Below are 12,914 nucleotides of genomic sequence, written 5' to 3' on the forward strand. Positions count from 1 at the left end.
TCAAATAAAGTAGAAGCTTGACTAGACAAAGCTTTGAGAGATTACCTCGTTCCCAGTCTCAGACTGGGAATGTCCATTAAGAGGCTCTGCCTCCCTGATTCGTGGCAGAGACAATGCAGCCAGCATTTCCTTCTTAGAACCTGGAAACAGTTAGTAAAAGTGATAATCGAGTCTAGACGATTATTACTACTTAAGACTGGGTTCTTGAGTAGTAACAAATATTGTTAGCAAAGACAAAAAAGGTTAATATTTGGCAAATTCTTTGAAATAAACCATCCCAGTATTTGTTTATGTCAAACTATCTAATAGTGGGATGGAGAGAACACGTAGCTTTACCCTCTCTTGGAATTCATCAGATTAAAGCTAAAATTGACACAGGTGCTAGAACCAGTGTCCTATACGCTTCTGATATTAATATTTTTAGCATTGAATCCAAACAAATGATTCAATTCAAAATACATCCCTACCAGCGAGATACTAAGCAGACTTTAACAGCTTCTTCAGAATTAGTTGATGAAAGAAAAGTTAAAAATTCTGGAGGAGAAGAACTGCGGCTAGCTATCAAAACCCTCTTAGAACTTGGATCTGTAAGCTGGGAAATTGAATTAACTTTAACAGATCGAGAGTTAATGGGTTTTCGGATGTTATTAGGACGTCAAGCTCTCAAAAAACATGTTCTTGTAGACCCCGGTAGATCATTTCTTTTTAGCGAAGTCTCTTTATTTGACGAAACTGAGGTTTCTCAATTTTGTTGCGTGTTATATCCACGTTTAGAAAAACATACTTAAGTCTTATAATATTTATATACAAGCAGAATTAAAAACTAAAAGTACTCCGCAGAATGCCAATGGTAACTGAGTCATTATCTGGTGTGTTACCAGGCTCTAATAGATGAATTATTCCTGATGTAATGCTGATATTATTTGTTAGCTGGAAACGATAAAATGCCTCAATTTGAGTGGTTGTCCCTGGTTGTCCACCTGCACGTCCTAAGCCTGTATTAATAAAATCAGGGACATTATTCCCTACAGGTAAGTCGCTATGGGTGATTTTAGGAGGTTGACCGACATAAATTCCACCTAAATTTCCTTTAGCAAATAAATCAGGGAAATTTAGAAACACCATATAATTTGTCGTCTCCACATTTCCCGATTGCCCAGGAATATAAGATTTAGTATAACCACCCCAGGCACCTGCGCTAATGTGGGGAGAAATTTGCCAAGTTAGAGTCGCACCCACGGCGTTAGTTTGCAGAGGTGCTGATTTTCCGGTATTGGTATTAACTGTAGTTAAGCATTCATCACCAACAAAAGTTAGTAAACAACCATTTGAGGAGTAATTGTTAACGTAATACAAACTTAAATCTAGAGTATCGGTTGGTGTCAGCAGCAATTGCACACCTGTAGTGGTGATTCCATCAAATAAACCGCTACCTTTACCAGGATTTCCTGGTTGATAACTAGTATAAATTGCCTGCAAACTAGCGCGTTTAGCAAATTGCCAATCAATGGCTATACCACCGTGACCGTATCCCATATTTAAAATTGGGTTTCTTTGGGCAAAATTAGACAACGGCCCTGTTGCAGCACTTTCTACCCGATTGGGCCCTCGGAAAGCAGCTGGCATACTTACGCCTTCTGTTCCCACCATTACTGCTAATTTATCTGTCACCAGCCAATGAAAATTCAGGTCACTTACAATCAAGCTATCTGTAGGAAATTCGTAGCCAAGTAAAACATCGTTCCGAGAAACACTATTGGTAAATCTAGGCGAAGTTTTTCCTTTACCATCTAACAGACCTGTAAACAAATAACTACGCGGAGTGATTTGATTAGTTAAATATAGTTGCGCCAGGGAAATAATATCAGTGTTTGTTCCTGCATCATCTGTATCTTTTTGTCCATCTCTAGGATTAACATCACCACGATTGTTAGTCCGTCCTTGAATGCCAACTATCAGTAGTCCATTAAGTTTGGTGGTTGTTGAGAATTGGTTAGCTTTGATTTCGGCGGTTTTGGCTTCTAAACTATCGACACGACCCCGCAAAGTTGCTAATTCTGGGGCAAATTCCGACTGCAATTTTTGTAATATTGCTAAATCTTCGCGGGTGACTAAATCGCTAGTGGCTGTAGTGATTAATTCGTTGACTCTATCTAAACAAGCATTCACACCTGCGGCAAATTCATACCGAGTTAAGACATGATTACCGCGATAGCTGCTATCTGGATAGCCGGCTATACAACCATAGCGTTCTACCAAAGATTGCAAAGCTTGGAATGCCCAATCGTTGGGTTGTACGTCCTTTAGTTGAGAAACCGATGTAACTTGCGCCATCGGCTCTTCTGGCGAGAGAGAGGGAGATGAGGGAATAATATTATCGCTTTTAATTCCTAACTCCTGACTCCTGAACGGCAGTTGCTTCTCCTGTCGGAGACGCTGCGCGGACAAGTCGGCAAAGCCGTCCAACGCACTGCCTCCTCCTGTCTCCTGAGTAGTTCCGGTATTTATGTATTCTTGTGCTAGTGCTTTTTGTGCAACTCCATTTACTCCCACAATTAGTAACCATGCAAGCATCCAGGTTTTGCGATGACTGCGGCTAATAAGTCTACCTTTCAACTTTTTACACTCTGCTCACATACTTAAGTGAAGAGTGTATTCGCGATTAGCTAGCGTTCACATGGGGAGATTTACGGATTTTGTCCCAAATTAGACTTAATGCTTCTGGGCAACTTCTAGAAAGGACGAGTATAACAGGGTATTAGGGACTGGGGACTTTTAAGAGGCAGAGGGGAGTGGGGAGTAAGAATTTTAGATTTTAGACTTCGGCTTACCTCGACTTCGCTCAGTACAAGTCGCTCAGTCGAACGATTTTGGATTAAAGAATTGAAATTTAATCCAAAAGACGCTCTCTACGAGACGCTGCGCGAATGCAGACTTGCTCTAAGCGTTGGCGCAGCCTCTCGTAGAGAAGCCATGCCGTTGGTGCAGCCTCTCGTAGAGAAGGCTTTACGCTACGCTATCGTCAATTCCAAAATCCAAAATTGAATTGCCTCATACTTTTCTACCAGAGGCTGCGCCTTAAGCGAAGCTATGCCGCAGGCTTTACGACGCCGGCTCCATCGAGTTTAGCCTGAGCGGCGTCGAAGGGCGAAGCCGAGATGCTCAGTACAAGTGCCCCATGCCCAAAATATATCCACTGGATTGATTAAAAACTAATATGGCAAATCGCTCACGCAAGCTGACGCCAAAAACCTCTAAACAAAATCAACCTCGTGCTAGTGTGATGAAACGTGTCGCTAAAAAACCCCAGAAAAAGCTAAAACGGGGAAGTTGGTTGTCGTCAACGCTAGCGATCGCAATTCTGTTGACTAGTGCTAGTCTAATTATGGCTTTTGCCTGGATTAGCGTTCTCTTCATCTTCAATCCAGATCAGGTAAGCTGGCTAAATAAAATTTTACCTGCATGGGCACAAATCCCTCTTGGTAAACACGAACGTCCCCAAACTCTCAAACAAATTCAACTCGATTTGAGTAAAAAAAACCAAATATTTGGGGAAACTCTACCTTTACATCAGGATGCGGAAAACTCATTTTTACTGCCAGTTTTTCAACAGCGTGCTAATTGTCAGTCTGATTGTAGAGAACTTGTTGAACTCAGGGTTTACGAGCGCTCAGAAGAGTTAGAGTTTAAATCTCAGTCAGAAAATTACTACTATCTAGCGACTAAATTGCCTGTAACTGGGCCAGAAGAATCCTTTGTGATTTCTGCCTCGCTTGAAGAACCCCAGGATATTAACATTCCCCTACCTTTAACTAAGGTGCAACGCTTTGAAGGTGGGACACCTTCACCAGGAGTTTGGTTTAATTTGCGGGGTCAACGCCAACAAGGAACTAGTGCGTTCGCCTATGGTCACGTCGTATACTACAATCCAGAACGTACTAATTTACTACAAATGTTGTCTTGGACTAGTCCGAATGGACAATTGCCCAAATGGCAGCAGGTAACTGGTGATGATACAAAAGAGTTAGTTGTTGATCAAACAGTAGGTTTAGAACCGCACTTACAGGTTTACCAAGTCAAGCCTCTAAAGTTATTCCTCAAACCAATTCAATTGGAGGCAATTACTCTCCAATCAGCAGCCCTCAAGGATTCTGCATACCAAAATGCCCTGTCAATTGCCCGTAGTGGACTGTGGACACCAGCCTTTGAATGGTTGAAATTCATCAAGAAACAGCGCAAAGGAGTTTTACCAGAGGCGGCGCAAGCGCAAATGGATTTGATTCGCTTGCATTCCCAACTTACTAAAACCCAAGCCCAGAAAAATTGGGCAAGTCCTAGTCAAGAAGTGTTGGCAGATTTGATTGATGGTCGCTGGGAAAAAGCTTTACAGGTGTTTGAGGCGTCGCCACATAATGTCCAAGAAATTGTTACCCTACTCAAAGCTGATGAAAAACGGTTGTGGAATCGCACAGTGGCGGCGTTGCGGGTGAACCCAAATAGACTAGAGGTGCAAGCTTGGTTCGCTTTGATTTTAGCAGTTCAGCAGGGAGAAGGACATGCTAATTCCTGGTTAAAGGCGCAACCAAAAATTACAAAAGATAATCTTGTCTATATCCAAGGTCTGTTAGCAAGACTCAATGGTGAGGATACAAAGTCACAAATCTCCTCTCCTCACCCCAGTCAAATTGTTGGTACAGTGCAACCAATCACTCAAGTTACCAGTACCGAATGGCTGCAACCAAATTCCACCGCAGACCTGAAGCTCATAGATAACCAAGTTTGGTATCAGGTGGAGGTGAGTGCATTTAATGACGGGAAACGCTGGCTAAATTCCCCCTTTGAGAATTTCAACCCACCCAAAACTGACGCCGCCAAATTTTTCTGGAAAACTTTGGGAATCAGTTCTGACCCTGAAATCCAGATTGTGGTCTGGTTACCTAACGAAGAACAAAAAATTACTATAGCTGCTATCAAAGCGGTGCAATTACGGGGTAAAGTTTTGCGCCTATTAGCTGCTGGCCCCAAAATTCCAGAGAATCAAAACGATGTTCTTCAACCCAAACCTTTAGCCTTGACAAATGCAGCACTGGAGTGGGTGCAACCATCTCCCATTACTCTACAAAAACTGCATCAACAAAATCCCCAAGGGGTGAAAGTAATGTTATCGAATGTGTGGCAATCTTTACAACAATCTGGTGAAGTTCCGACTGGTGCTATTCCTAGCTTTGAGCAGATGCAGGAAGAGTTGGGTGATTGGCCGGTTCAAGTGATTGATTTAACAAATAACGCTCAACCAGAAATAATACTGACTATCTCAGCAGGAGCAGTAGCATCCTTAAATCAGCCAACACCTGGAATTCACGGGGAAAATACAGAGCAACACCGTGACCGGACTATAATTTTGTCTGATAGCAATAAAGTTATTTACACTGATTTTACAGGAAATTACTTGCAAAGACTCTCTGCGATCGCCAAGCTTTCAGGTGTGCAATCCTTAGCTTTACTAGTAGAAAATGCTCACAACTACAGTTTGAGGCGCTGGTCAGAGAAAAATCAGCGCTTTGAATAGCACACCTTTTACTCAAATCTACCCTTACTCAAATTTAGACTAGAGAGGGGAAAAGCGATCGCTTTTCTACTCGACTGACTTATTCTTTTTGGTTAGTGTCGGCTAGACGTTGGTGCTTCAGGTTTTCCAACTGCTGCAACAGGGAGTCTACCTCTGCTTGTAAATGCATTAATTTAGCTTGCTGATCGTCTTGATAATAAGACTTGGTTAACTTATTGACCCAGCTAGTCTGGGACTCGCGATCGGAAACACTAGATAAACAAGTAGGCATCACTAATTAAATCCACAACTTAACTCACACCATTAGAAATATTATAATAATGCTCTTTTAAGCTTTATTAAAATATTGGATATTTTCAATCAATTACTCTAATGGATTTTAGGCTTAATCATAAGAGACGGTGATCATAATGGCTGTGTTCCTAAGAAAACATCGCCTCAAGTGTGCAAAGCTTCCATCCACTCGACGGTACTTAGCAATACTTAATTGATAGCCTGTCAATTACGGTTGTATGAATTATTATCGCAGTTTTTAGGGAATTTACGCAAGAAATTACATCTAGACCTATATCAATTAGGCCAAATTCTGAAAAGATGTAAGGTACAGCAATGTTCATTGGTGTCAAATTAAGCTCAAATACGCAATTTCCCTTAGTTTTAGATCCCCTCAATCCCCTTAAAAAGGGGGCAAAAGATTCTAGTTCCCCCCTTTTTAAGGCTACGGTGTACACACAAGTCGATACCCAACCCAAATTCCTGACTAAAACGGTTATCTGGAAAAGACATGCTATTGCTTATCATGATTGTGTGTGTAAGTCCTTTTTGGTCTATTACAGGATTTCCTTGAATATCAACAACGCAATACTGTCCTATTTGGCGGGATATTTCGCCCGGTCTGTAAATTTTCACAGTTTCCATAATCTAGTTACCAAAATGAGCTTGATTATGAAAACATAAAACTGTAAATAAAGCAAGTTTTTAATTGATTCGAGCAATCAGTCGTTTTTATCATTTTGATAGTTTTAAAAAATGGCTTTTATTTATTGTAGATATCTAGACTGAAAATGACTCGTTCGCTGAACGGACGCACGCATCATAAGGTGGCTTTCTGCGGGAAGAATAAGTGCTTCAGAGAGTTCTTACCTAAGTCCCGTACATTTACATTTGTCTATTTTCACCCCATTAACATCCCCAGGCTAATTCCTTAAACCGAAGGTCGCCGTAGCGGTCTATGATAAACTGACATTCAAAATAGAATAAAAATGGCAAGTCAAACGCCTGTACCACAAAAAATAATATTCTTTTGGAATTAAGGGACTCTTAGCTCTTAACTGGCAAAGAAAAATTTACTTTTTTCCTCTTCTCGATTCTGCGCTTCCTTATGCCACCCTTTCTAAATATCCAATCCTTACATTAAGAAATTTTAAATCCCGTGACTTTGAGCTTATCTGTTGCTAAATCTCATCGCCAACCCTGGCCCGGACTGATAGAAGCCTATGGCGAATACTTGCCTGTCAGCGAAAAAACACCGATTGTCACTCTGTTGGAGGGCAATACACCTCTAATACCAGTGCCAGCGATCGCAGAACGCATTGGCAGACAAGTACGTGTTTTTGTAAAATATGACGGTCTCAATCCCACCGGCAGCTTCAAAGACCGGGGAATGACTATGGCAATTTCCAAAGCCAAGGAAGCAGGGGCAAAAGCAGTAATTTGTGCCAGCACAGGGAATACTTCAGCTGCTGCTGCCGCTTATGCAAGGCGTGGGGGGATGAATGCCTTTGTGCTGATTCCCGACGGTTATGTGGCGCTGGGCAAATTAGCCCAAGCATTACTGTACGGTGCAGAAGTCTTGGCAATTAAAGGTAATTTTGACCAAGCGCTAGAAATTGTCCGCGAGATGGCCGAAAGCTATCCAGTCACTTTGGTAAATTCGGTCAATCCCTACCGTCTAGAAGGGCAGAAAACAGCAGCCTTTGAAATTGTTGATGTGCTGGGTGATGCACCAGACTGGCTGTGTATTCCCGTAGGTAATGCAGGAAATATAACAGCATATTGGATGGGATTTTGTCAATATCATCAAGCTAGAAAGTGCGATCGCTTACCCCGGATGATGGGATTTCAAGCCGCAGGTGCAGCCCCCTTAGTACACGGTCAGCCAGTGACCCATCCTGAAACCTTAGCGACAGCAATTCGGATTGGCAACCCTGCTAGTTGGGAGTTAGCTGTTGCAGCCCAAACCGCGAGTCAAGGAAATTTTCACGCTGTTACCGATGCAGAAATTCTCGATGCTTATCGACTTTTGGCAGCATCAGAAGGTATCTTCTGCGAACCTGCTAGTGCCGCTTCTGTAGCTGGGTTGTTGCAGGTGAAAGACCAAATTCCTACAGGGGCGACAGTGGTTTGTGTCCTCACAGGGAATGGTCTAAAAGACCCAGATACAGCCATTAAACACAATCACAGTCAATTTAAACAGGGTATTGCAGCAAAACTGGGTGCAGTAGCCGAGGCAATGGGATTTTAAGCACCTTGGAACTAAAAGCGATCGTAATATCTAATTGAAAAATTGCGTAGGCATACCCCTGCGGGGAAGCAAGCTACGCGCAGCGTCTCGTAGAGAAGTCCACTGTACCCTTGCCTACGGGATACCAGAGGCGAACGGGATCTTGCTACGCACAGCAGACGCACTAGAAGGTATCGCAGCCAGTTTTTTCAGTCTGGCAAGTGTCAAAATAATCTTAGATAATTTTTAAGCAACTACTTGATCATCTTGTAATGACTCATTCTACTGATATTCTCACCTTAGCCCGCTTGATGGCAGCTGACTTTAGCAATCAAGAACAAGCTTTTGAAAATCCGCCTTTTTATGCCCACATTCGCGTGTGTATCCGTCCCCTTCCCTTGGAATTGTTCTCAGGGGTAAGTTTGTTTCTCGAACAAGCTTACGATTTTATGCTCAATCAACCCTATCGGATGCGGGTAATGAAGTTGATTCCAGCAGAAAACCACATTGTTATTGAACACTACACGGTTAAAGAAGAACAAAAATTTTATGGTGCATCTCGTGACCCGGAACGTTTAAAAGTTTTATCCCTTGACCAATTGGAAAAAATGTCAGGTTGCAACATGGTTGTAGAGTGGACAGGTCATAGCTTCAAAGGCAGGGTTGAACCTGGTAAAGGCTGCATTGTATTTCGTGACGGCAAAAATACTTATCTGGATAACGAATTTGAGATTGACGCTAAAGAATTTTTCAGCCTCGACCGGGGAAGGGATTTAGACACAGATGAACGTCTGTGGGGTTCTATCGCCGGGCCATTTCACTTTGTCCGCTGGGGTAATTTTGCCGATGAAGTGAAGGTGTAACAAGTGACCTTGAGGAGTGAAACATAAAAACTTATAATTCATTTGTTGTTGGTATAAGGTAGGAGGAAAGAGGATTTTTGCCTAGCCAATATACACATAGTTTGGTTTTATTTGCTGATAGCTATTTGTGTATATTATGTATCGGCTATAACATATAGCAGTCCTAAATCATTTGTAAAAATAAATTAACCGCAGAGGCGCAGAGAGCGCAGAGAGAGGAATTTGAGATTTTCACGACTTATTTAGGATTGCTATATTAATGCTATTAAGGGAAGCTCAGGAAGAACCCGGAAACAACATATCTCGAAATATATTTTTTTATTTTCCATAAATAAATTTAGGGGTTTGTACCTTTTTCTTCCTGGTCAACCTCCCTAACGATCGCCTAAAGACTACCAGAAACATCCAGTTAACCCACTATCTCTACCTCAGAATCCTATGCTATTATGGGTTAACTAGCGCCCTATGGCTACTGAATGGCTACTAAGATACCTTAGGAAGATTAAAGTAGTTCAAGGAATCCTGCTGTGGCGGCATAGCCAAGTGGTAAGGCAGAGGTCTGCAAAACCTCCACCCCCGGTTCAAATCCGGGTGCCGCCTTCAAAGAAATATAAGCACTACAGGGTTTTTAAGCCCTTTTTTATTGGGCGTTAAAGGCTTTTTTTCAAAGCCTTCAGAGATTTTTGGGGTTATTTTGGGTAGTTTGGGTAAATAACACAAAGATGCGATCGCGCTTTATTCGGTGTCTGTCTACATGCCGCTACCAGGATTAACCAGAGCTGCACTTTGCTCAAAGGTGATGTTATCGGCAGTAAGGGGATTCGTCCCAAGCTCAAGGAATATTTGTCGGAATACAGTCAGGAGCTAAATATTTATAATTAAATTTTTAGATTTCATAAAAACTAATATCAGTAAATCATTGGTGGATGAGAACTTCAATTTTTAGTTATCTATGTAATCGCATTTATCCAACGCCAAACTAGCCAGTAGTCTCTGCTCTGTCCGAATTCTATCTACTTCTGTATCGCCTAGTTTTATTGCTGTGCAAGGATTTTGCCTCCGAATTCACGCACCAGCATCATAAATACTTTTTTGTCCAGAGTAATTCTCATAAATGTGCTGGTAAACTTCCTGACACTTCTGTTCATACAGTTTATCAGAATAACTCTGGGGTAACTTATCCAAACCATCCTTAATCGCCACTTCCACCGATGCTCTGGTTTGCTGTCTCTTCTTCCAATCTAAAACTAACTTCTCTTTCTTGAGAGTTTTCAGTAATTCTCTTGCAACTTGTTTAACTTCTTGTTCCTCTTGCTTAGTCAGTTGAATTTCTGGTTTAGTTAGTAAGTCAAAAATTGCTAGTTCTTCTTCAGTGATATTTTTTGCGATCGCTCTTTTATTTTCAACACCCAATTCTTGAGCAAAGTTAATCAAATCATTGAAGAATATCTGCACGTTGCGTGAGTCAGCATTGTGTTCTATAATCATCTGCTGGAATTTGTCCAGATAGTTGATGCGAGTTTTATTTAACCTCACCATCTGCTGGAGTTTTTGCGCGATCGCTTCTCTCAATTGTGCCACTAAAGCTGTTTTTGCTTTAACTGGAGTATCTTCTTCTTTAATCCCACCACCAGATGCGGAACCATAAATAGCTAGTGCTTTTTGTAAATCTCGGAAGACACCAATGTAATCAACAATTAAACCATTGATTTTACCTGGGAAGACACGATTTGCTCTGGCAATGGTTTGCATGAGACTATGGTTCTTCATGGGTTTGTCTAAGTAAATGGTGGAACAACTGGGGACATCAAATCCAGTCATCCACATAGCGCAGACAAAGATGATGCGTAAGGGATGAGATGGATCTTTGAATTTTTCATCGAGTGGGGGAGATTCACTCACTAACCTTTTACGGTGAGGCGTAATGTCTAATTCTTTTTTCTGAAATGCTTCTACTTCGTTTTGAGACTGAGATATGACCACTGCCATATCTATTTCTGACATATATTTAATAGTGACTGATAATTTTTTTTGTTCAAATTCGCTTAAATTAGATTGAGCAAGTTGATTTTTAAACTGCTTGAGGTGTTGTTGCCAGTGGTACTGGACTTTGTTGTACATTTTGACAGCAGTAAATCTGTCAATGCTGACAATCATTGCTTTACCCTGGTATCCTCTACCCAGCAAGTGGGTGACAATATCTTGAGCAATTTTCTCTAATCGGTCATCTCTGGTAATTAATTGATATTCTCTGGCACATTGTCTTTCTAGTTTCTTCTCCTCTTCCTCATCCATTGTTGCTGATTCGATGATTTCTGCTATATCTTCATTGAACGCATCATTGGTAAGTTGCAATTCGGGAATTCTGTTTTCATAGTAGAGGGGAACTGTGGCGCTATCTTCTATTGATTGCCGGAAGTTATAAATGCTGATGTAATCACCAAAGGTTTTTTTGGTTTCTTGCTCTCCTAACATTAGAGGTGTACCAGTGAAACCAATGAATGCTGCATGGGGTAAAGCATTCCTCATGTTAAGAGCGAATGTGTCATACTGACTGCGGTGTGCCTCATCTGCAATGACGATAATATCTGACCTATCAGAAATTTGGGGATAGGTTCCGCCTTTTTCAGTGCGGAATTTTTGAATCATCGTGAAAATGTAGCGATGATCTTCATCCAGGAGTTGTTTGAGGTGTTCTGCACTTTTAGCGCGGACATTTTTTTCGATTTCTGTGACTGCACCAGCATAGGCAAAGTTTTTGTAGATTTGTTCGTCTAAGTCTTCTCTGTCGGTAATAATCACAAATGTCCAATTCCCATAGAGTTTTCGCATCACTTTTTGGGAGAAGAAGACCATTGAGTAACTTTTACCGCTACCTTGGGTATGCCAAAATACTCCTAATCTGCCTTGGTTGGATTTAATTTCCTTTACTGCGGTAACTGCTTGGTTAACTCCTAAATATTGATGATTTTTGGCAACGATTTTCACTAAACTGCCTTTAGCAGCGTAAAAGAAGATAAAATTTTCAACTAGATCCAGTAATTTGGTTGGTTCACAAGTACCTCTAATTATCGTGTCTAGAGAAATTATCCCTTCTTCTCCTTCAGAATTTATCTTCTTCCACTCCGAGTAATGTTCCCATTTGGCAGTTAAGCTACTAATGCGACTTTTTTTCCCATTTGAGAGAATGATAAATGCGTTGTACCAGAAAAGTTGGGGGATAGTTTGCTTGTAATCTGTAAGATTATTTTTATAGGCAAGTTCTAAGCGTTGGTGATGTGCTTTGAGTTCAATGAAGACTAAAGGTAAACCATTGACAAACCCTATTAAGTCTGTTCTTCTGGTGTAAATCTCTCCTGTCACCCAGAATTGAGACGCGAGAAAAAAATTATTATTTTCTGGGTGATTCCAATCAATGACTTTGACTGTTTCTGTTTGGTCTTCACCCTAATCATTTTTAAAACTGACTTTTACCCCATCTTTGAGGAGTTGATAAATTTCTGCATTCGCATTGGCTAAACTCAACGTGCTTCTGTCACGAGTTAATTCTTCAATGGCCAGTTGGATAGCTTCTGTGGGTAAGTCAGGGTTTAAGTTTTTTACAGCTAACTGGAGTTTGGGAATTAAAACTACCTCACCCTTTGTCTCTCTACCCAGTGTGCTGTTTGTACCAAAGGTTTCGTTGTAACAGTTGGCTGTTTGCCATTGCAGTTGAGAGAATAGTTCAATGGTGGCATTCTCTAACGCTGCTTCTGAGTCTGGGTGAGGTGGACGCATAGGTATGAAGTATAGATTTACTCCATTTTTAACTCAAAAGTTCGGCGTTGGGGATTGATGGGGTTAAGAGGATGTTTGAAAAGTCATAATTGGTGTATCAACGTTTTTTGGTAGTGGTAAATATGTAGTGAAATCTGATATTTTCTAACTCAAATTATTCGTTTGTAGCTGTTAAAATTTTAATTATATTTAACTAACTAAT

At 41.1% G+C, this 12,914-nt stretch carries 8 protein-coding genes, 1 tRNA gene and 1 pseudogene; 6 read left to right on the plus strand and 4 right to left on the minus strand.

Going from position 1 to position 12,914, the window contains the following annotated elements; translation table 11 throughout:
- Positions 1–290: 290 nt before the first annotated feature.
- Complete coding sequence (locus V7K48_RS21020) at positions 291–788, plus strand: ATP-dependent zinc protease family protein (protein ID WP_335075144.1); 498 nt, start codon at positions 291–293, stop codon at positions 786–788.
- A gap of 28 nt (positions 789–816) precedes the next feature.
- Here V7K48_RS21020 and V7K48_RS21025 read toward each other — a convergent pair whose 3' ends face one another.
- Positions 817–2,574 carry an iron uptake porin gene (locus tag V7K48_RS21025; RefSeq protein ID WP_335075149.1) on the minus strand — a complete coding sequence of 586 codons (1,758 nt, stop codon included), beginning with the start codon at positions 2,572–2,574 and terminating at the stop codon, positions 817–819.
- A 643-nt stretch (positions 2,575–3,217) separates the two neighbouring features.
- Between V7K48_RS21025 and V7K48_RS21030 the strand changes: the two genes are divergently transcribed.
- Positions 3,218–5,569 carry a hypothetical protein gene (locus V7K48_RS21030; RefSeq protein ID WP_335075145.1) on the plus strand — a complete coding sequence of 784 codons (2,352 nt, stop codon included), beginning with the start codon at positions 3,218–3,220 and terminating at the stop codon, positions 5,567–5,569.
- A 79-nt stretch (positions 5,570–5,648) separates the two neighbouring features.
- On the opposite strand, the gene V7K48_RS21035 is transcribed toward V7K48_RS21030, so the two are convergent.
- Positions 5,649–5,840, minus strand: coding sequence for a hypothetical protein (locus V7K48_RS21035; RefSeq protein WP_334977376.1), 192 nt, complete (start codon positions 5,838–5,840; stop codon positions 5,649–5,651).
- 1,161 nt (positions 5,841–7,001) lie between these two features.
- Here V7K48_RS21035 and thrC point away from each other — a divergent pair.
- From thrC to V7K48_RS21055, 4 genes are all read left to right on the plus strand, one after another.
- Entirely contained in the window at positions 7,002–8,093 is a 1,092-nt protein-coding gene (thrC, locus tag V7K48_RS21040) for a threonine synthase (RefSeq protein ID WP_335075146.1), read from the plus strand.
- 34 nt (positions 8,094–8,127) lie between these two features.
- Positions 8,128–8,322, plus strand: a complete 195-nt coding sequence (locus V7K48_RS21045; protein WP_335075147.1) for a hypothetical protein — start codon at positions 8,128–8,130, stop codon at positions 8,320–8,322.
- A gap of 22 nt (positions 8,323–8,344) precedes the next feature.
- On the plus strand, positions 8,345–8,935 hold the full coding sequence (locus tag V7K48_RS21050) for a chromophore lyase CpcT/CpeT (protein WP_335075148.1): 591 nt from the start codon (positions 8,345–8,347) through the stop codon (positions 8,933–8,935).
- Between the two features lie 529 nt (positions 8,936–9,464).
- Positions 9,465–9,535, plus strand: a tRNA-Cys gene (locus V7K48_RS21055).
- Positions 9,536–10,000: 465 nt separating this feature from the next.
- On the opposite strand, the gene V7K48_RS21060 is transcribed toward V7K48_RS21055, so the two are convergent.
- Both V7K48_RS21060 and V7K48_RS21065 read right to left on the minus strand, forming a co-directional pair.
- Positions 10,001–10,585: a type I restriction enzyme endonuclease domain-containing protein gene (locus tag V7K48_RS21060; RefSeq protein ID WP_335075150.1), complete on the minus strand. Its 585-nt coding sequence runs from the start codon at positions 10,583–10,585 to the stop codon at positions 10,001–10,003.
- Positions 10,586–12,712, minus strand: a pseudogene (locus V7K48_RS21065) (type I restriction endonuclease subunit R); the annotation flags it as partial.
- Between the last annotated feature and the right edge of the window lie 202 nt (positions 12,713–12,914).

The sequence above is a fragment of the Nostoc sp. genome, assembly GCF_036919615.1.
In the GTDB taxonomy this organism is placed as follows: Bacteria; Cyanobacteriota; Cyanobacteriia; order Cyanobacteriales; family Nostocaceae; genus Nostoc.

Bases quoted from the DNA above. Each gene is read 5' to 3' on its own strand.
- V7K48_RS21020 (WP_335075144.1), top strand. From the start codon at position 291: ATGTCAAACTATCTAATAGTGGGATGGAGAGAACACGTAGCTTTACCC.
- V7K48_RS21025 (WP_335075149.1), bottom strand. From the start codon at position 2,574: ATGCTTGCATGGTTACTAATTGTGGGAGTAAATGGAGTTGCACAAAAA.
- V7K48_RS21030 (WP_335075145.1), top strand. From the start codon at position 3,218: ATGGCAAATCGCTCACGCAAGCTGACGCCAAAAACCTCTAAACAAAAT.
- V7K48_RS21035 (WP_334977376.1), bottom strand. From the start codon at position 5,840: ATGCCTACTTGTTTATCTAGTGTTTCCGATCGCGAGTCCCAGACTAGC.
- V7K48_RS21050 (WP_335075148.1), top strand. From the start codon at position 8,345: ATGACTCATTCTACTGATATTCTCACCTTAGCCCGCTTGATGGCAGCT.